Below are 17357 nucleotides of genomic sequence, written 5' to 3' on the forward strand. Positions count from 1 at the left end.
CCCACGCTGATTGTATCTGAATTGTAAACTAACTATGTCCTCCAACCCATTGTCGTGAAAAGCCATATTGACTCCATCTCGCTAAAGACAGATATAGCGTCAAATTCACAATATTGCGGATATGAAATTTATCTGCAGGAGGGTGAGAAAATGGGGTCACGCAAATCAAGCACAATGGCGAAGCTGGCTCGCAGTCGCCGGGGCGCGGTCGCTGCCGAGTTCGGGCTGGTGATGCCGCTTTTCATCAGCATGTTCATGGGCATGGTGGAGTATAGCTTCGTCTATTTCACCTACGGCAACATGCAGGCCGCCACGCGGGACGTGACGCGGCAACTGGCTGTGAACACATTGATGCCCGGCCAGGCCGAGGCGGAGCTGAAAAGGCGCATGCCGCCCTGGGCGAGCGATTCGGTAACCGTTTCGGTCAACCAGTCGGCACCATCCAATCCGGCGACCAATGTCATCACCATGACGACGGACCTGCCGATCGCCAAAGCTACGCCGATCGGCTTCTTCACCAAGGCGCAGACCACCGACATCTCAAGTTCGGTGGAAATGAAACAGGAACTTCCGTTCGTGGAGGTAGGGGCATGATCAGCAAAGAAAATCGAATCGCGCGCAACCTGCGCGCCCTGCGCGACGACAGGAAGGGTGTGGTCGCCATGGTCATGGCCGTCTCCGTCCCGGTCCTTATCGGTTCGGCGGCGTTCGCCATCGATTTCACCAATTACCGAATCATCAACAGCCGCATGCAGGCGGCGGCGGATGCCGGGGCGCTTGCCGGCGTGAAGGCGCTCGACACGCCTGGCGCTTCGGTGAACGAGGCGATCCGATTCGTCGGCCTCAACGTCCCCAAGGACTTCGGCGAGATGACGAAGGCGTCCGACGTGACGATCGGCAACTACAGCACCGCCAAGGGCTTTGTGGCCGGCAGCGGGCCGGATGCCAATGCCGTTCGCGTGATCACCCAACGCTCGCCCGAACGGGGCAATGCCGCCAAGCGCATCCTTTCGGTGTTCTGGGGTCCGGACGAAATTTCGCTGCGCGCGGAAGCCACCGCGGCGCGGCAGCTGAACGTGCAGTACGAGCCGCCGGAGCGGATGCTGCTCGACAACGAGGCTTGGGACTACAATGAACTCTATGCCTATTGTTATGACAATGCCGCCGGCAAGCGTGTGGCAAACACGGAGACGTTGATCGGCAACAATCTGAAGCTTCCCACGACCTACACCGGGAAAGACGTCACCTACAAAGGCAAAACGATCCGAAATGGCGCGAAGATCACAAACGCTGCCGACATCATCACGATCAGCAAGGGCAAGGTCACGCAGGTGGCGAAAGAGCCGCTGGATTGGCCGAAGTGCGACAAGGCCGGCCAAAGCCTTAGCTTCCACCTGCGGAACTATCAGGGTTTCAGTGGGTATGACGGGAAGCTGACAAGCGAGCAGTGGGACGGCATCAACGTCAACAATGCCAAAAAGCATTACACCGACACCCGGATCACGGCCGGGGTGGAAAGCTTCCCGGGGCTGGGCAGCAACAACATCCTGGAAACGGTGCGCTGCGATTCGCTGGACAAATGCGATCCGTCGAAGCCCGGCAGCAATGTGCCCAAGGGCAGGAACCGCAATCCGAACAAGGAAACGCAACCCTGCGTGCCCGGCAAATATATGTATTTCGGCTGGGAAGACCGTACCAGCGGCAGCGACCGCGACTTCGACGATATCACCATGGTGATGAAGTGCCCGAAGTCCGGCATCCTGGGCGACGGCAAGACCCGGCTGGTGGGCTAGTCTGGCTTACGGACGACGGGGCCGCCGAGAGGCGCGTCAAGCTCCGGCGACGAAAAGAAGGGGCGGTCCGGATCGGACCGCCCCTTTTCTTTTGGCGATCATGCAGTCTGCAAACCCACGCGGCGAATGTCGGTTCGGGTGGCAAGCAGCGGCTATGCAACTCCCTCGTCACCCCGGGCTTGACCCGGGATCCAGCTTTTCTGCCGGCGCAGTGCTTGAGGAAGACAGCAGAACCCCGGGTCAAGCCCGGGGTGACGTGTGTTGGAAATGCCCGGTGTCAACTCGGCGACCGCACAATTGCCGTCGGTTTGTAAACTGCACAATCGCCCTTCTTTTCCCGATCAAGTCCGCGCTCAGGTGCTTTTCGGGAGATTCTCCGCCGGGCCACTGCCCTTGCGCATCGCCAGCCCGACGAGGCCGAAGCCGGTCAGCATCATCGCCCAACTCGCCGGCTGCGGCACGCCCGGCGCCGGGGAGGGCGGGAAAACGGGGCCGCCACCGCCGCCGCCACTTCCGCCGCCGCCACCTCCCGGGAAAACCACCCCGCCGTCCGGCACGAAGGCCACTGGCGAAGAAGGAAGCGCGCTTCCGGGCACGAACGTCTCGAACGACGGCAGCGGCGCCAGATCGGCTATGCCGCCGCCCAGCGGCGCGGCCACCGCCGGGCAGTCCGTGATCTGCGTCTGTGTGACATTGCGCGAAGCCGTCTTGTGCGCCTTGGGCGCAATCGGCTTCTTCTTCGGCTTGCTGACAGCAGGCTTCACTTGCTGAACCGTCACAACCGAGCCAGCGCCCACCCCGCCCGCGAGCAGCAGCGCGCAGATTTCCTTCATTCCAACCATGTTCCGACCCTGTCCAACTGATGCGCAAGGGCTGTCGCCGGATCATCCCACGATCCGACGGAACACTTCCGCAATACTGAAGAACCAACAAAAATACCCTGTGCTCTCAATATGAGCCCAGGGATTTCCTGTTACAAGCCGATGACCAGCGGTTTTGACGATGCTTTACAATTTGGCAGGCATTTCGCCTTGAATTGATATTTACTTCATATTAACGGTGAATATTTATATTAACATTCGTTTACCAAATAAAGCGGAGCCGACGCGCACATGGGTGGCTCCCAGCGTCGCGGCAATGTCATAATCCGCGCTCATGCCCATGCTGAGGCCGGAGAGACCGTGCCGGGCCGCCAGTTTGGCCAGCAGCGCGAAATAGGGGGCCGGGTCCTTGTCCAGCGGCGGCACCGCCATCAGCCCGGAAACGCCGAGGCCGGCGTCCCGTGCTTCGGCCAGCAGCGCCGGCAGCGCTTCTATCGCCACCCCGCCCTTCTGCGCTTCCGCGCCGATGTTCACCTGCGCGAACAGGTGCGGCTGGCTTCCCCGCGCATCGCAGGCGCGCGCCAAGGCGGACACCAGCGAGGATCGGTCGAGGCTGTGGATCGCCGCGAACAGCGCCACCGCCTCCGCCGCCTTGTTCGATTGCAACTGCCCCACCAGATGCAGTTCCAGGCCCGGCGTTTCCGCCATCAGCTCCGGCCATTTGGCGGCGGCTTCCTGCACCCGATTCTCTCCGAACAGGCGCTGGCCCGCGGCAATCAGCGGGCGGATGTCGTCTGCCTTGAAGCTTTTGCTGACAGCGATCAGCTTCGGTTCGGCGTGCCCCCCGGCCCGGGCCGCCTCGGCAAGCGCATGGCGGAGCGCGCGCAGCCTTTCTTCGGCGGAGCCTTCAAGCGTGGGCGCGGGGGTGGCGATGGCCTTCTTCATCCGGTGGCGGTAGAGCGGAGCGGTGATGGCCTCAAGGAAAAGTGGCGCCGGGCAACGGATTCCGACCCTGTGGCTGTTCACCGACGAACGCCTCGGCGGCCGGAACCCGGCCGACCCGCTGTGGCGAGCCGTGCGCAACCTGCCGCGTGGTAGCGGCATCCTCTTCCGCCACTATGGCTGGAGCAACGCGGAACGAGTTGCTCTCCTTGTGCAACTGCAGGCGCTGGCGCGGCGGCGGGGGCTGAAGATCGCCGTCAGCCGCTTGCCGCAGGCCCCCGGCGCCGCCCACGCAGGCGTGCACCGGCCGGCCGGCGATCGGAGCCCGGCGCACGGCCGGTTCGTCACCGCCGCCGCGCATGACGCCCGCGAGGTGGCGCAGGCCTTCGCGCGCGGCGCGGATATGGTGTTCCTGTCCCCCGTTTTCCCGACGCGCAGCCATCCGGGCGCCACGGCGCTGGGGCCGGCCCGCTTCGGGCTGATCGCACGACAAGCGCGCGGGCCGGTTCTGGCGCTGGGCGGGATGAGCCGGGAAAGGGCGCGGCGGCTGAAGCCGCTGGGCGCCGCCGGATTCGGCGCGATCGATTATTGGGTCAGAGCCTGACGCCGTCGATCACTCCGGCGCCGGGGTGGTGCTTTTCGATATGGGCGAGGATGCGCTTCACGTTGCGGGTGTTGGAGCGATAGAAGAAGTCCAGCAAGTCGCCAGCCACGGGGATCGCGCCCAGCGCCGCGTCCAGCCCCACCCGGCCCAGCATGCGGGCGCAGGCCCAGCGCGACACGCCCACATTGCGCGCTTCCCAGACCAGATAGGTGCCGATCGTCGCCGAGATCAGGTCGCCCACCACCGGCACCAGCCCGATGAAGGCGTCCAGACCGACGCGCTGGTTCCCCGGCAGGCGCACCGCGCCTTCCAGGATCCGTTCCAGCACAATCAGCCGCGAACGCACATCGCGCGGGCTGCGCGACACGCCCAGCACCGTAGCCAGCCCGTCAAAACCTTCCAGCGTCGCGGCTGTCGCCATCGCCTGCCAGTCTCCTTTCGCGGCCGTCGATCCGCGGCAGCGGGGGAAAGATGGCCCTGCGGAGCATGATTTCAAGAGAGCTTCAGGCGGGGAGATGGCCAGCGCCCGCCGCTGCCACAATCTCCCGTCGCCCCTGGCTTGACCCGGGGTCCAGCTTTTCGTTTCCGCCGCATCGCGCAAAAATAGCTGGACCCCGGGTCAAGCCCGGGGCGACGAATGATCTCGTGCTGTTCGAGCGGAGGCGCCAGTCGAACGCATGAAGGCTTGCACTTCGGCCTTCGTCGCCTTACTCTCGCGGCTCGTTCGGCCATCCCTCCACGGGGTGGCCGTTTTCATATCTTATTCCGCCGAACATCATTCGCCGAGGATTTTGAGGACAAAGCCATGGCCACCAGCCTGAAGCATGTGAAGCAGGCCCAGCCGCTGATGCCGCACGCGACCGCGACCTGGCTCGTCGAGAATACGGGGCTGACCTTCGCGCAGATCGCCGCCTTCTGCCAGATCCACGCTCTGGAAGTGCAGGCGATCGCCGACGAGACCGCCGCCACCAAGCTGACCCCGCGCGACCCGATCCGCGCCGGCGAACTGGCGCAGGCGGAAATCGACAAGGGCCATTCCGATCCCGCCTATCGGCTGAAGATCTCGGCCGGCCCGGCGCAGGTGCGCCGCACCTCCGGCCCGCGCTACACTCCGCTCGCCAAGCGGCAGGACAAGCCGGACGGCATCGCCTGGATCATCCGCAACCATCCGGAAATCACCGACGGGCAGATTTCCAAGCTGATCGGCACCACCAAGACCACCATCGCCGCGATCCGCAACCGCGAGCATTGGAACATCGCCAACATCACCCCCAAGGACCCGGTGACGCTCGGCCTCTGCTCGCAGCGGGAACTGGACGCGCTGGTCGCCGCCGCCGCCAAGAAGGCGGGGGTGACGCCGCAGGACGACGGACGCCTTGGCGCCGACCGGGAAGCGATGCTGGCCGAACTGCGCGCCGAGCGCGAAGCGCAGACGCAGGAGGGCGAGGAAGACGGAATCGCCCCGCGCGAGCACACCGCCGAAACCCTGTTCCGCACACAGGAATAGCCGAAGCTATCAGCCGGCATCCGGTGCAGCTCGCCACCCTGACCCGCGCCAGGTCGGGGTGGCGTGCCATGGCTGCGGCTCATCGCGGAATCGGGGAGCTTAATGCGATTTATTCGCATTTATTGCATCGGCCCTCTTGAAATTCCCTGTCATGCGACCCAAATGGCGTTTGCGGGCTGGCGTTATCCCCCTTTTGCCGCCCGCGCGAGTGTCAGGGCACCTCATGGTGCCGGACGCTCCCTCCCTGAACCCTGGCCGCTGCGCCCTAAAGCGCAGCGGCTCTTTTTTTGCCCGGAAGCAGCGGCTCGGAAGGGTGATTGTGCGCTTTGCGAACCCGCATGGCGAACGTCGGTTCCGGTGGGAAGCGGCGGCTATGCAACGCCCTCGTCACCCCGGGCTTGACCCGGGGTCCAGCTTTTCTGCCGGCGATTCGCTTGAGGAAGACAACCGTTACCCCGGGTCAAGCCCGGGGTGACGGCTGTTGGAAATGTCCGGTGTCAGGTCGGCGACCGCACAATTGCCGTTGGTTCGTAAACTGCATAATCGCCTTTGGAAGGCTACCGCCGAGTCGAGTCAGCGCGTCACGAAGCAGGGGCGGCCCGCCGCCGCCAGCTTGGTGCAAAGCTCCGCCGCCTCGCCCCGCTCGCCATATGGCCCGACCTGCAGGCGCACCAGATTGCCGCGCGGGGCGTAGATGGGCTTCTGCCCCTTCAGCAGCGTCGCCGACTGCGAGACGAGGGTCGCCCAGGCGGTGCGCGCCGCCCCCTGGTTGGCGTAGGCGCCCAACTGCACCTTCCAGCCATCGCCCTGCGCCTCGGCGCTGTCGGCCGCCTTCTCCTTTGCGCGCGACTCGCTGGCGGCCTTTTCCGCCCCCCTCGCCTTCGCCGGCGTGGAAGGCTTTGCCGGCACCGGCTTCGCGGGCGCCTCCTCGGCCTCGTCCTCGCTTTCGATCGCGCCGGAGGCATCCGCCACCTGCACCGGTTCGGCCGCCGGCCTCGGCGCCGACTGTTCGGCCAGCACCACCGCCACCGGCTTGCCGGACGCAAGCGCGGCGGCCGTCGCCTCGCCCTTCGCCCGGTCGTCGGCCGTCATCAGCGTCGCCATCCGCGCCGCCTGCGCGCTCGCCACCGCCAGCCCGCCGTCCCGCGCGCGCGCCACATAGGCATAGCCCAGCGCCGGGTTGCGCGGCGTGCCGTCGCCGCCGAAAGTCGCCACCCCCAGCACATAGGAAGCGCGCAGGTCGCCCTTGTCGGCCGCCTGCCGCAACTGGTTCAGCGCCTCATGCTTATGGCCTTCCTGATAGAGGCTGATGCCCAGATTGGTCATCGCCCCCACATGGCCCTTCTCGGCGGCGCGGCGGTAATGCTCGATCGCGGTCGCCGAATTCTGCGGCACGCCCCGGCCCAGCCGATAGGCCTGGCCCATGTTGAACATCGCTTCCGCGTCGCCGCGCGACGCCGGCGTCAGCCATTCGGCGACCGCCCCGTCCCAGTCGCCGGCCTTCCACTTTTCCTGCCCGGACTGGACGCTGGCGAACGCCGGACCGGCCAGCAGAAGGCAACAGGCTGAAATCACGAGGTTCCGCATCAGATCAATCTCTCCCCGCCCTTCAGCAGCAGTCGCACCCGGCCTTGCACCGGAAGCCCGTCGAAGGGGGTATTTCCGGCTAGGCCCGGCAGGTCGTCAGCATCGATCCGCCAGGGTGAACCGGAGTCGAACAGCAGCAGGTCGGCCGGCGCGCCCCGCTCCAGCGCTCCGCCCGGAAGCCCGAAGCGCCGCGCCGGATTGGCCGACAGCAGCGCCAGCAATTGCGCGCGCGACAGCAGGCCATCGTGCACCAGCGAAAGCCCCAGCGCCAGCAAGGTGGCGCAGCCCGCCGCCCCCGGTTCGGCATCGGCGAAGGGCAGGCGCTTTTCCTCTTCGGTGCGCGGGTCGTGGCGGCTGACCAGCATGGAAATGGTGCCGTCCGCCAGCCCGGCGCGCACCGCTTCGCGATCCGCTTCCGAACGCAGCGGCGGCGACAGCCGGGCGAAGCTGCGATAGCCGATCAGCGCCGTTTCCGAGAGCAGGGCATAGGCCGGTGCAGTCCCCGCGGTCACGTCCGCGCCGCGCGCCTGCGCCCGGCGCACCAGCTCCACCCCCTCTGCTGTGCTGACGCAGGCGAAGTGCAGCGCCGCCCCGGCTTCCTCGGCCAGCCTGAGGTCGCGGGCAATCTGCAACGCCTCCGCCCCGGCCGGCGCCGAGGCCAGCCCCAGCCGCGTCGCATGTTCGCCCTCGGTCGCGACCGCGCCCGCGGTCAGGAAGGGGCATTCGGCGTGCGACACCACCACCAGCCCCAGCCCGGCGGCGTAGCGCAGCAATCTCAGCATAACCTGCGCGTCGGCGATCGCCGCCCGCCCGGTCGCCACGCCCACGGCGCCGGCTTCCTTCATCAGGCTTAGTTCCGCCAGTTCCCGGCCCTTCAGCCCGCGCGTGGCGGCCGCCAGCGGCCGCACCCAGAGGCGGGGCTTCCCCAGCCGTTCGGCCCGCTCCACCAGCGCCGGATCGTCGAGCGGAGGCGACTGGTCGGGCATCAAGAGCACGCTGGTGATGCCGCCGGCAACGGCCGCCGCCACATCGGTGCGGAAGACCGTCGCGTCGATCAGGCCGGGGGCCAGCACCTGCCCGTCCGCCTCGACGATTTCGGCTTCGGCCGGGGCGGCGAGGCCATGGCCGAAATCGGCGATCGCCCGCTCGGCCACCAGCAGGTCGCCGGCCTGTTCCTTGCCCGTCGCGGGATCGACCAGCAGGGCGTTGCGGATCAGGATCGGCCGCATCAGCCTTCCCCCCGCCGCGCGCGTGTCAGCACGTCCAGGCAGGCCATGCGCACCGCCACCCCCATTTCCACCTGCTCGGTGATCGCCGAGCGCTGGATGTCGTCGGCCACCGCCGAATCGATCTCCACTCCCCGGTTCATCGGCCCCGGGTGCATCACCAGCACGTCCGGCCCCGCCGCCCGCAGGCGTTCCCGGGTCAGCCCGAAGGCGCGGAAATATTCGCGGGTGGAAGGGACATAGGCGCCCTCCATCCGCTCCAGTTGCAGGCGCAGCATCATCACCACATCCGCGCCTTCCAGCCCGGCGGCCATGTCGGTGTAGGCGGTTGCCCCCAGCCGCTCGACGAAGGCCGGCATCAGCGTCGGCGGCGCCACCGCCCGCACTTCGGCGCCCAGCGCCGTCAGCAGGTGGAAGTTGGAGCGCGCCACCCGACTGTGCAGGATGTCGCCGCAGATCGCCACGCGCAGCCCCTCGATCCGGCCCTTGCGGCGGCGGATGGTCAGCGCATCCAGCAGCGCCTGCGTCGGATGCTCGTGCCGGCCGTCTCCGGCGTTCAGCACCGGGCAGTCCACCTTCTCCGCGATCAGCGCCACCGCGCCGGAGCTTTCGTGGCGGATCACGATCACGTCCGGCCGCATGGCGTTCAGCGTCAGCGCCGTGTCCAGCAGCGTCTCGCCCTTCTTCAGGCTGGAGGAGCCGGCGGCAAGGTTCACCACATCCGCCCCCAGCCGCTTGCCGGCGATCTCGAAGCTGAGAAGCGTGCGGGTGCTGTTCTCGAAGAAGGCGTTGATCTGCGTCAGCCCCGCCAGCCGCCCGTCATGCTTGCGGGCGCGGCGGCCGGCCTCCACCCATTGCTCGGCCTCGTCCAGAAGACAGGAAATCTCCCACGGATACAGCCCCTCGATGCCGAGGAGGTGGGGGTGCGGAAAAGCGGGGGCCTCGGGATCGCGTGTCACGCAGGCCGGCTTACCCCCCGGCCGCCACATGGGCAAGACGGGCCAGCGCCCCTTCCAGGATATGCGCTGCCGCAAGCGCGTCCACCCGTTCGGCGCGCTTCGCCCGGCTGACGTCGGCCTCGATCATCGCCCGCTCGACGGCGACCGTGCTCCACCGCTCGTCCCAGAGCAGGATCGGCCGCTCCAGCGCCTTCAGCAGGTTGCGCGCCTGCGCCCGGACGGACTGGGTGCGGGTGGTGTCTGAGCCATCCATCGACAGCGGCAGGCCGATCACCAGCCCGGTGATCCCCTCCTTCTCCGCCAGCGTCTTCAGCGCCTCGATGTCGGCCGAGGGCTTGCCGCGCTTCAGCGTCTCGCGCGCGGTGGCGAAGCGCCAGTCGGCGCTGGCGGTGGCCAGGCCGATGCCCTTGGTGCCGACATCCAGCCCCAGCAAGCGCCCCTTAGCCGGCAGCGCTTCGGCAAAGGCTTGCGCATCGGCCGTCAGGATCAAGCGGCGGCCTTCACCGGCTCTTCGGCGCCGAAATGCGCCTCGGCGTGGGCGGACAGCCGCGCCTCCACGTCCGCACGGACATTCGCCCAGAACAGCGAATAGTCGTAGACGTGGAAATTGCCGCCCGGCAGCACGAAAGGCCCGGCGTCCTTGGGCGTGGGCGAGATCAGCAGCAGCCCGCGATCGTTGCAGGCGGCGCCCACCTTGTGCGGCACCAGCTTCTCTTCCACCAGCATGCCGGCGTTGCGGTCCGCTTCCGCCTTGCCCGAGCCGCCGGTCAGCGGATTGACGCACAGCATCGGCCGGCCTGCCAGCGGCTTGCCGGAGAGGTCGGGCACTGCGGCCAAGGCTTCCAGCGCTTTTTCGATCTCGCCGTCGGCGGCATAGGTCTGCCAGCTCAGCAGGCAGCCATGCTGCCCCGGCCCGGTGCAGGCGGGAACGCCGAACGTCGCCGTATCCTCGGGCATCGCCACCACCCAACCCACGGCGTAGACGGCGACCAGCCGGTCGCCCAGCGCCGCGCGCCGGCTCTTCAGCAGGTGCAGCAGGTGCAGCGAGCCCTGGCTGTGCCCGGCGAGGATGATCGGCCGGTCGGCGGGCTGCGCCGCCAGAAAGGCGTCGAACGCCCGCTCGACATCGGTGTAGGCCAGCCCCAGCGCCTGCAACGCATCGGGGCCGGGCTTCAGGAAGGCGCCATAGGTCGCCTGCCGGTAGCGCGGCACCCAGACTTCGGCGACGCCGTTGAAGGCGCTGGCCTGCATCCGGGTGAAGCGCTCCAGCCGCTCGTTGGTGTCGGCGTCGTCGAGCGGTGCGTTCCAGCGGCTGCGCCCCAGCCAGGCGGTGGGGCTGACGAAGAACACCGCCGCCGCCGGTTTCGGCGCGGCGCTGTAGCCTTCGGGTGTCCAGAGGCCGGGATTGCCGGGAATGTCGGGGTGCGCCACCCAGCTTGCCTTCGCCTGATAATCGGGCGCCGGCGCCAGTTCGGATTCCGCGAAGCTGACCGTGGGCGAGAAGGAGAGCCGCAGCAGGTCCGGCGCGAACAGCCGCCAGACGATGGCGCCCACCAGCACCAACCCGATCAGGATGGCGATCAGCCAGAGAAATTTGCGGGCCATCTCAGCCTTCCTTACCAGTTGTCGCCGCCTCCCAGCGGGCGCGGATCACGTCCGAGGTTTCCGCCCCTTCGCCCGGCTGCCAGCCGGGCGGGCCGAACAGCCGACCCCATAGCTCGCGCGGGGAGCGGGCGGAAGCCGCATCCTTCGCGATCGCCACCCATTCGTGGAAGGCTGCCCACAAGGGATTGAAGCTGGGCAGCGCTTTCACGATTCCATAGCGCGGCCGGTCGTCGTCGCGCTCGGCCTCGAACGTGCCGAACAGCTTGTCCCAGACGATGAAGACGCCGGCGAAGTTGCGGTCCAGATAGCGCGGGTTCACCGCATGGTGCACGCGGTGGTGCGAAGGCGTGTTCATCACCGCTTCGAACCACCGCGGCATGCGGCCGATCTGCTCGGTGTGGATCCAGAACTGATAGATGAGGTTCAGCGCCGAGCAGAAGAACACCATCGCCGGCGGGAAGCCGATCAGGAACAGGGGCAGGCTGAACAGGAAGCTCAGGCTGAAGAAGCCGGTCCATGTCTGCCGCAGGGCGGTCGTCAGATTATAATGCTGCGAGGAGTGGTGGATCACATGGCTGGCCCAGAACCAGCGCACGCGGTGCGCCGTGCGATGGAAGGCATAATAAGCGAGATCGTCCAGCACGAAGCAGAGCGCGAACGCCCACCACGCCCAGGGCACGTCCAGCAGCCGATGTTCCCACACCCAGAGCGACAGCGCCAGAACCGCGCCCGCCGTCAGCGCGCCGGCCACCGTGCTGCCCAGCCCCATGGTGAGCGAGGTGCCGGCGTCGCGCCAGTCGTAACGCCCGACGCCGCGCCGCTTCGTCAGCCACATTTCCAGCAATATCAGCGCGACGAAGGCCGGAATGGCATATTGCACGGGGTCGGGAAGCTTCACGGCCGCGCCTCCCGCAGCCAGAGCGGCGGCTGCGCCAGCGGCAGGTGCGCTTCGGCCAGCATCGGCTCGGCCAGCCGCACGTTCAGCGAGCCGTCCCGCCAGTCCAGCGGCGTCTCGGGCGGAAGCCGGCGGCTCAGCCAGCTATCGCCGAAAGGCAGCAGCAGCGCGAAACTGCCGTCCAGCCCCCGCAGCACTGCGCCACGGCCGGAATCGGCCAGCGCCACTTCGCCGGCGCGAAAGCCGGCCAGCCGCCCTTCCGCCTCGTCGCGGGCAGCGGCTTCATCCAGCGCCGGGCGGCCGCGAAAGCCCATCGCCCAGACCGCGCCGGTCAGAAGCAGCACCGCCAATATGGAAAGGGCCAGCATCATGGCATGATGCTAGCCAATAAAGCGCATTTTCCAAGCGTGGAATGGGAAGCGGCGCGCGCCGCCTCCCACAAAAGTCAGAGAATGAACTTCGACAGGTCGTTGTCGCGCGCAATGGGGGCCAGTTGCTTTTCCACATAGGCGGCGTCCACCACCAGCGCGCGCGGGCCGCCGTCGGCCGCTTCGAAGCTCAGCTCCTCCAGCAGCTTCTCCATCACCGTCTGCAACCGCCGGGCGCCGATATTCTCCACCCGGTCGTTCACCTGCGCGGCGATGTCGGCGATCGCCTCGATCCCGTCCGGCGTGAAGCTCAGCTCCACCCCTTCCGTGCCCATCAGCGCCACATACTGCCGCGTCAACGAGGCCTCCGTGTCGGAGAGGATCCGCACGAAATCCGCCTTCGAAAGCCCCTTTAGCTCCACCCGGATCGGCAGCCGGCCCTGAAGCTCGGGCAGCAGGTCGGCGGGCTTCGCCACATGGAAGGCGCCGGAGGCGATGAACAGGATATGGTCGGTCTTCACCGGCCCATATTTGGTGGCGACCGTCGTCCCCTCGATCAGCGGCAGCAGGTCGCGCTGCACGCCCTCGCGGGAAACGCTGCCGCCGCGCACGTCGGACACGGCGATCTTGTCCACCTCGTCCAGGAAGACGATGCCGTTCGCCTCGGCATTCTTCACCGCCTCGCGCGTCAGGTCGTCGGTGTCGAGGCGCTTGTCGCTCTCCTCGTTCACCAGCAGTTCCCAGGCGTCTTCCACCGGCATCTTGCGGCGCTTGGTGCGCTTCGGCCCCATGTTCTTCAACATGTCGCCGAGGTTGATCATGCCGACCTGCCCCGGCGGCATGCCCGGAATCTCGAACGGCAGGCCCGAGCCCGAATCCTCCACCTCGATGTCGACCTCGCGGCCCTTCAACTGGCCGTCGAAGATGCGGTCGCGGAAGGCGAGGCGGGTCGCCTCGCTCGCGTCCTTGCCCACCAGCGCGTCCAGCAGCCGGTCGAGCGCCGCCTTCTCCGCCGCCTCGCGGACGGAGGCGCGCTTCAGGTCGCGCGTCAAGCGGATCGATTCCTCCACCAGGTCGCGGATGATCGAATCCACGTCGCGGCCGACATAGCCGACCTCGGTGAACTTGGTCGCCTCGATCTTCAGGAAGGGTGCGTCGGCAAGCTTCGCCAGCCGGCGGGAGATTTCGGTTTTCCCGCAGCCCGTCGGCCCGATCATCAGGATGTTCTTCGGAGTCACTTCGTCGCGCAGTTCGGCGCTCAACTGCTGCCGCCGCCAGCGGTTGCGAAGCGCGACGGCGACCGCCTTCTTCGCCTCCTGCTGGCCGACGATGTGGCGGTCGAGGGAGGCGACGATGGCCTTGGGGGTCAGGGTGTCGAAGCCGGCGGCTTCGGGATTGGCGATGGCGTCCATCAGAGGGTTTCCACGGTCAGATTGTTGTTGGTGTAGACGCAGATGTCGGCGGCGATTCCCATCGCCTTGCGGGCGACGGCCTCGGCGTCGGCGTCGGTGTCGATCAGCGCCCGGGCGGCGGCCAGCGCGTAATTGCCGCCCGAGCCGATGGCGGCGACGCCGTCCGTCGGCTCCAGCACGTCGCCGGTGCCGGTCAGGATCAGCATGGTGTCGGCGTCGGCGACGATCATCATCGCCTCCAGCCGGCGCAGGTAACGGTCCTGCCGCCAGTCCTTCGCCAGCTCGACGCAGGCGCGGGTGAGTTGGCCGGGGAAACGCTCCAGCTTGGCTTCCAGCCGCTCGAACAGGGTGAAGGCGTCGGCGGTGGAGCCCGCGAAGCCGCCCACCACCTTGCCGTCGGCGCCCAGCCGGCGGACCTTCTTCGCATTCGGCTTGATCACCGTCTGCCCCAGCGACACCTGCCCGTCGCCGGCCACCACCACCTTGCCGCCCTTGCGCACGCCCAGAATCGTCGTGCCATGCCAGCTTTCGGGATTGCTCATATCGGAAGAATTGCCTTTCCATCGGCCCGCGCCCGGCGGGCCTCGTCGCATGCGATGTAGGAAGCCGGAAGCCGGATGGAAGGGCTTGCCGGGTGGCCGTCGCCGCGCCACAAGGGGGCATGTCTCTGGAACGCCGGCTGGAAAGCTGGGTGGAAGCCGGCCTTATCGACCGGCCGACCGCCGACAGGATACTGGCCCATGAAAGCGCCGATCGCCGGCCCGTCGCCCTGTGGGCGATGGCCGGGCTCGGGCTGCTGGCGCTGCTGCTGGGAATCCTCCTCCTCGTTTCCGCCAACTGGGATCGCATCCCCGACTGGCTGAAGCTTTCCGCCCATATGCTGGCGCTGGCCGCGGTCGCGGCGGGCCATTTGTGGGCGCGCGGGCAGGGCCGGCGCAAGCTCGCGGAAGGCTTGCTGTTCGCCTTCGCCGGGCTGGCGCTGGCGGGCATCGCCTTGCAGGCGCAGGTCTATCAACTGACCGGCCACATCTGGCATGCGCTCATCCTCTGGCTGGCGATCGCCGGCCCAGCGCTGCTGCTCGGCGGCACCACGCGGCTGACCGGCATCCTCTTCGCGGCGATGGCGCTGCTCGGCCCGGCGATCATGGGGGCCGAGACGGTGGACGATCGCGGCCTCTGGTGGCTGGCGCAGGGCGCCGCCATGGCCGTGCCGGCGCTGCTGCTGCTGCTTTCCATGCGGCCGCTGGGCAATGGCCCGGGGTTCCGCATGGCGCTCCGGGAAGCCGGCCTCGTCGCCATCCTCGCCGGCGCCAGCATCGCGCATTTCGCCTGGGCCTCCAACATCACCGCATCGCAGGCGGCGGACAATGCGCTCAGGCTGATCCTGCCCGCGGGCGCCAGCCTCGCGGCGCTCTGGCTCGGGCGCCAGCCGGCGTCGGACTTTCCCCGCCCGCTCCTGCTGCCTATCCTCATCGGCCCGGTCGCCGCCTTCGCGCTGGCGCTGGCCGTCCCCCACCCGGACGGGATCGCCAGCCGCCTCGTCGGTCTCCTCGCCTTCGTCGGCATGTGGGGCTGGGTGGCGCAAGGGGCGGCGCGCACCGGGCTGAACAGCCTGTTCGCCGTCGCCATCGCGGCGATCGCCATCCGAATCTTCATCATCTACATCGAATTGTTCGGCTCGCTCGCCGCCACCGGCGGCGGGCTGGTGCTGGGCGGCCTGCTGCTGGTGGGGCTGAGCTACCTCTGGCACCGGATCGTCAGCAAGCGGAAGGCGGACGCATGAAGAAGGCCCTGCTCGCCGCCGCCCTCGCCTTGCCCTTCCTCGTTCTGGGGCATGGCATCTGGCGCCACCAGTCCAACCTTTCGAGCGCCGACGAATGGCATATCCCGATCCGCGGCTACGACCCGCGCGACCCGCTGCGCGGCCATTACATCCGCTTCGCCTATGATTGGGAACTGCGCGGAAACGGTAGGGCCTGCGTCGACGCGCTCGACTGCAACCTCTGCCTCGGCCGCGAGGATGGCCGGGTGATCGCCACCGTCGAAACCCCCGGCATGGAATGTTCGGCCCGCGTCAGCCCGCGCGCCAGCGACATGCAGATCAGCGCCAGCTTTCCCGCCGGCACGGCGGCGTTCAGCAGCCGGCTCTTCGTCTCCGAAAGCAGCGCGCCCATTCTGGAGGCGCAGTTGCGCGAAGGCCCGATGCAGGTGGTGGCCGCCCTCGGGCCGGACGGGCGCCTCGTCAACCGCCGGATCGTGCCGGTCAGCGGCGGCCGATAACGCCGGCCGCTACCGCGTCCCGCTCCAGCCCCTCCCGGAAGTCCGGGTGGGCAAGGCCGATCAGCGCATGGGCGCGCTCGGCCAGCGTCTTCCCCTTCAGGTCCGCCCAGCCATATTCGGTGACGACGATATGGGTGTCGGTGCGGGGCGTCGTCACCGGCCCTTCCAGCACCGGCACGATCCGCGAAATCTTGCCGCCCGCGGCCGTCGAATGGCAGGCGAGGATCGAGCGCCCGCCCTTCGAGGCATAGGCGCCGCGCACGAAATCCAGCTGCCCGCCGGTGGCGCTGAACTGGCGGCCGCGGATATGTTCCGAATTGCAGGCGCCGTGCAGGTCGATCTGCACCGTGGCGTTCACCGACACCACGCCGTCGTTCCTGGCGATCACCGCCGGATCGTTCACATATTCCACCGGATGCGCCTCGACATCGGGGCTTGTCCGCAGGAAGTCGTAGAGGAAGCCGTCGCCCAGCGCGAAGGTGTAGATGGTCTTGCCGGCATGCATGCGCTTGCGGCTGTTGTCGACTACACCGCTCGCCACCAGCCGCGCCAGCCCGGAGGTCATCATCTCGGTGTGGATGCCCAGATGCCGGTGGCCCGCCAGCCGCTCGCAGACGGCGTCCGGCAGCGCGCCGATGCCCATCTGCAAACAGGCGCCATCGTCGATCAGCCCGGCGATGATGGCGCCGATCCTGTCGTCCGTCTCCGTCCGCTCCGCCTGCGGCAATTCCAGAAGCGGCGCGTCATGCTCCACCAGCGCCGCCACCTGCGAGACATGCACCAAGCATTCGCCGCGCACGAAGGGCATGTGGCGGTTCACCTCCAGGATCAGCTTCGCGCCCGAGCGGGTGACGGCATGGGCGTAATCGGCGTTGGTGCCGAGGCTGAACCAGCCGTCCGCGTCCATCGGCGAAACGGTGGCGATCAGCGTGTCCACCCCCACATGCTCGCACAGCAGCCGGGGCACATGCTGGAAGGCGGCGGGAATGAAATCCACCGCCGGCGCCTGCGCCTTCAGCCGCTCCGCATCCAGCGCCCGTTCCACGCCGGAATGGAAGATGGAAACCGGGCGCAGGATGTCGTTCAGGTCGGCGGCCAGAACCGTCCTGGCGGCGACCGCGGTGGAGAGCATGTAGTAGAGCCGCACGTCGTGAAGCCCGCCTCCGCTGCGCGCTCTTTCGGCCAGCGCTTGCAGGATGGCGGGCGGCGCTCCGGCGCCTAGCGCCATCGCCACCTTCGCGCCGGATGCCACCAGCCCGACCGCCTCGGCGGCCGACATCAGGCGATCACGATAGGCAGCGACATGGTCCACCATTTGCAGGCTCTTCCTTTGCATCGGGTTCATGGGCAGTCGCCGC

At 67.8% G+C, this 17357-nt stretch carries 19 protein-coding genes; 6 read left to right on the plus strand and 13 right to left on the minus strand.

Features of this window, described 5'->3' with window-relative positions; genetic code table 11:
* The first annotated feature begins 174 nt into the window (after positions 1–174).
* Entirely contained in the window at positions 175–594 is a 420-nt protein-coding gene (locus L6Q21_RS06230) for a TadE/TadG family type IV pilus assembly protein (protein WP_237829816.1), read from the plus strand.
* On the plus strand, positions 591–1793 hold the full coding sequence (locus L6Q21_RS06235; protein WP_237829818.1) for a pilus assembly protein TadG-related protein: 1203 nt from the start codon (positions 591–593) through the stop codon (positions 1791–1793). Before L6Q21_RS06230 ends, L6Q21_RS06235 begins: the two co-directional genes overlap by 4 nt.
* A 353-nt stretch (positions 1794–2146) precedes the next feature.
* Here the strand turns inward: L6Q21_RS06235 and L6Q21_RS06240 are convergent, their stop codons facing one another.
* Positions 2147–2626, minus strand: a complete 480-nt coding sequence (locus L6Q21_RS06240) for a PEPxxWA-CTERM sorting domain-containing protein (RefSeq protein WP_237829819.1) — start codon at positions 2624–2626, stop codon at positions 2147–2149.
* A 234-nt stretch (positions 2627–2860) separates the two neighbouring features.
* Positions 2861–3559 carry a YggS family pyridoxal phosphate-dependent enzyme gene (locus L6Q21_RS06245; protein WP_237829821.1) on the minus strand — a complete coding sequence of 233 codons (699 nt, stop codon included), beginning with the start codon at positions 3557–3559 and terminating at the stop codon, positions 2861–2863.
* Positions 3560–3584: 25 nt separating this feature from the next.
* Here L6Q21_RS06245 and L6Q21_RS06250 point away from each other — a divergent pair, with 25 nt between their 5' ends.
* On the plus strand, positions 3585–4160 hold the full coding sequence (locus L6Q21_RS06250; RefSeq protein ID WP_237829823.1) for a thiamine phosphate synthase: 576 nt from the start codon (positions 3585–3587) through the stop codon (positions 4158–4160).
* Here the strand turns inward: L6Q21_RS06250 and L6Q21_RS06255 are convergent.
* Positions 4150–4581 carry a DUF4112 domain-containing protein gene (locus L6Q21_RS06255; RefSeq protein WP_237829824.1) on the minus strand — a complete coding sequence of 144 codons (432 nt, stop codon included), beginning with the start codon at positions 4579–4581 and terminating at the stop codon, positions 4150–4152. The two genes, L6Q21_RS06250 and L6Q21_RS06255, sit on opposite strands and share 11 nt — an antisense overlap.
* Before the next feature lie 426 nt (positions 4582–5007).
* Here L6Q21_RS06255 and L6Q21_RS06260 point away from each other — a divergent pair, with 426 nt between their 5' ends.
* Complete coding sequence (locus tag L6Q21_RS06260; protein WP_237830028.1) at positions 5008–5667, plus strand: DUF1013 domain-containing protein; 660 nt, start codon at positions 5008–5010, stop codon at positions 5665–5667.
* Positions 5668–6240: 573 nt separating this feature from the next.
* Here L6Q21_RS06260 and L6Q21_RS06265 read toward each other — a convergent pair.
* The 9 genes from L6Q21_RS06265 to hslV form a co-directional block, all read right to left on the minus strand.
* Positions 6241–7254, minus strand: a complete 1014-nt coding sequence (locus tag L6Q21_RS06265; protein WP_237829826.1) for an SPOR domain-containing protein — start codon at positions 7252–7254, stop codon at positions 6241–6243.
* Positions 7254–8483 (minus strand): dihydroorotase, encoded by a 1230-nt coding sequence (locus tag L6Q21_RS06270; RefSeq protein ID WP_237829827.1) that lies wholly within the window; start codon positions 8481–8483, stop codon positions 7254–7256. Before L6Q21_RS06270 ends, L6Q21_RS06265 begins: the two co-directional genes overlap by 1 nt.
* A complete protein-coding gene (locus L6Q21_RS06275; protein ID WP_237829828.1) occupies positions 8483–9439 on the minus strand; it encodes an aspartate carbamoyltransferase catalytic subunit in 957 nt (318 codons plus the stop codon). Before L6Q21_RS06275 ends, L6Q21_RS06270 begins: the two co-directional genes overlap by 1 nt.
* A gap of 10 nt (positions 9440–9449) precedes the next feature.
* Positions 9450–9926, minus strand: a complete 477-nt coding sequence (ruvX, locus tag L6Q21_RS06280) for a Holliday junction resolvase RuvX (RefSeq protein ID WP_237830030.1) — start codon at positions 9924–9926, stop codon at positions 9450–9452.
* A complete protein-coding gene (locus L6Q21_RS06285; RefSeq protein ID WP_237829829.1) occupies positions 9926–11044 on the minus strand; it encodes a DUF3089 domain-containing protein in 1119 nt (372 codons plus the stop codon). The genes ruvX and L6Q21_RS06285 overlap by 1 nt, the downstream gene beginning before the upstream one ends.
* A 1-nt stretch (position 11045) precedes the next feature.
* Positions 11046–11942: a sterol desaturase family protein gene (locus tag L6Q21_RS06290; RefSeq protein ID WP_237829830.1), complete on the minus strand. Its 897-nt coding sequence runs from the start codon at positions 11940–11942 to the stop codon at positions 11046–11048.
* Positions 11939–12310 (minus strand): hypothetical protein, encoded by a 372-nt coding sequence (locus L6Q21_RS06295; protein WP_237829831.1) that lies wholly within the window; start codon positions 12308–12310, stop codon positions 11939–11941. The genes L6Q21_RS06290 and L6Q21_RS06295 overlap by 4 nt, the downstream gene beginning before the upstream one ends.
* Positions 12311–12384: 74 nt before the next feature.
* Entirely contained in the window at positions 12385–13719 is a 1335-nt protein-coding gene (hslU, locus tag L6Q21_RS06300; RefSeq protein WP_237829832.1) for an ATP-dependent protease ATPase subunit HslU, read from the minus strand.
* A complete protein-coding gene (gene hslV, locus L6Q21_RS06305) occupies positions 13719–14261 on the minus strand; it encodes an ATP-dependent protease subunit HslV (RefSeq protein ID WP_237829834.1) in 543 nt (180 codons plus the stop codon). Before hslV ends, hslU begins: the two co-directional genes overlap by 1 nt.
* 119 nt (positions 14262–14380) lie before the next feature.
* On the opposite strand from hslV, the gene L6Q21_RS06310 reads away from it, so the two are divergent.
* A complete protein-coding gene (locus tag L6Q21_RS06310) occupies positions 14381–15502 on the plus strand; it encodes a DUF2157 domain-containing protein (RefSeq protein WP_237829835.1) in 1122 nt (373 codons plus the stop codon).
* Positions 15499–15999 carry a GDYXXLXY domain-containing protein gene (locus L6Q21_RS06315; RefSeq protein ID WP_237829836.1) on the plus strand — a complete coding sequence of 167 codons (501 nt, stop codon included), beginning with the start codon at positions 15499–15501 and terminating at the stop codon, positions 15997–15999. Before L6Q21_RS06310 ends, L6Q21_RS06315 begins: the two co-directional genes overlap by 4 nt.
* Here L6Q21_RS06315 and L6Q21_RS06320 read toward each other — a convergent pair.
* Positions 15983–17335, minus strand: coding sequence for an acetyl-CoA hydrolase/transferase family protein (locus L6Q21_RS06320; protein ID WP_272492458.1), 1353 nt, complete (start codon positions 17333–17335; stop codon positions 15983–15985). The two genes, L6Q21_RS06315 and L6Q21_RS06320, sit on opposite strands and share 17 nt — an antisense overlap.
* Positions 17336–17357 lie beyond the last annotated feature (22 nt).

This window comes from Sandaracinobacteroides sayramensis (assembly GCF_022014495.1).
GTDB lineage: Bacteria > Pseudomonadota > Alphaproteobacteria > Sphingomonadales > Sphingomonadaceae > Sandaracinobacteroides > Sandaracinobacteroides sayramense.

What these genes read in the sequence shown, in the direction of transcription:
- L6Q21_RS06230 (WP_237829816.1), top strand. Translation starts at nt 175, where the DNA reads ATGGCGAAGCTGGCTCGCAGTCGCCGGGGCGCGGTCGCTGCCGAGTTC.
- L6Q21_RS06235 (WP_237829818.1), top strand. Translation starts at nt 591, where the DNA reads ATGATCAGCAAAGAAAATCGAATCGCGCGCAACCTGCGCGCCCTGCGC.
- L6Q21_RS06240 (WP_237829819.1), bottom strand. Translation starts at nt 2,626, where the DNA reads ATGAAGGAAATCTGCGCGCTGCTGCTCGCGGGCGGGGTGGGCGCTGGC.
- L6Q21_RS06245 (WP_237829821.1), bottom strand. Translation starts at nt 3,559, where the DNA reads ATGAAGAAGGCCATCGCCACCCCCGCGCCCACGCTTGAAGGCTCCGCC.
- L6Q21_RS06250 (WP_237829823.1), top strand. Translation starts at nt 3,585, where the DNA reads ATGGCCTCAAGGAAAAGTGGCGCCGGGCAACGGATTCCGACCCTGTGG.
- L6Q21_RS06255 (WP_237829824.1), bottom strand. Translation starts at nt 4,581, where the DNA reads ATGGCGACAGCCGCGACGCTGGAAGGTTTTGACGGGCTGGCTACGGTG.
- L6Q21_RS06260 (WP_237830028.1), top strand. Translation starts at nt 5,008, where the DNA reads ATGCCGCACGCGACCGCGACCTGGCTCGTCGAGAATACGGGGCTGACC.
- L6Q21_RS06265 (WP_237829826.1), bottom strand. Translation starts at nt 7,254, where the DNA reads ATGCGGAACCTCGTGATTTCAGCCTGTTGCCTTCTGCTGGCCGGTCCG.
- L6Q21_RS06270 (WP_237829827.1), bottom strand. Translation starts at nt 8,483, where the DNA reads ATGCGGCCGATCCTGATCCGCAACGCCCTGCTGGTCGATCCCGCGACG.
- L6Q21_RS06285 (WP_237829829.1), bottom strand. Translation starts at nt 11,044, where the DNA reads ATGGCCCGCAAATTTCTCTGGCTGATCGCCATCCTGATCGGGTTGGTG.
- L6Q21_RS06295 (WP_237829831.1), bottom strand. Translation starts at nt 12,310, where the DNA reads ATGATGCTGGCCCTTTCCATATTGGCGGTGCTGCTTCTGACCGGCGCG.
- hslU (WP_237829832.1), bottom strand. Translation starts at nt 13,719, where the DNA reads ATGGACGCCATCGCCAATCCCGAAGCCGCCGGCTTCGACACCCTGACC.
- hslV (WP_237829834.1), bottom strand. Translation starts at nt 14,261, where the DNA reads ATGAGCAATCCCGAAAGCTGGCATGGCACGACGATTCTGGGCGTGCGC.
- L6Q21_RS06310 (WP_237829835.1), top strand. Translation starts at nt 14,381, where the DNA reads ATGTCTCTGGAACGCCGGCTGGAAAGCTGGGTGGAAGCCGGCCTTATC.
- L6Q21_RS06315 (WP_237829836.1), top strand. Translation starts at nt 15,499, where the DNA reads ATGAAGAAGGCCCTGCTCGCCGCCGCCCTCGCCTTGCCCTTCCTCGTT.
- L6Q21_RS06320 (WP_272492458.1), bottom strand. Translation starts at nt 17,335, where the DNA reads ATGCAAAGGAAGAGCCTGCAAATGGTGGACCATGTCGCTGCCTATCGT.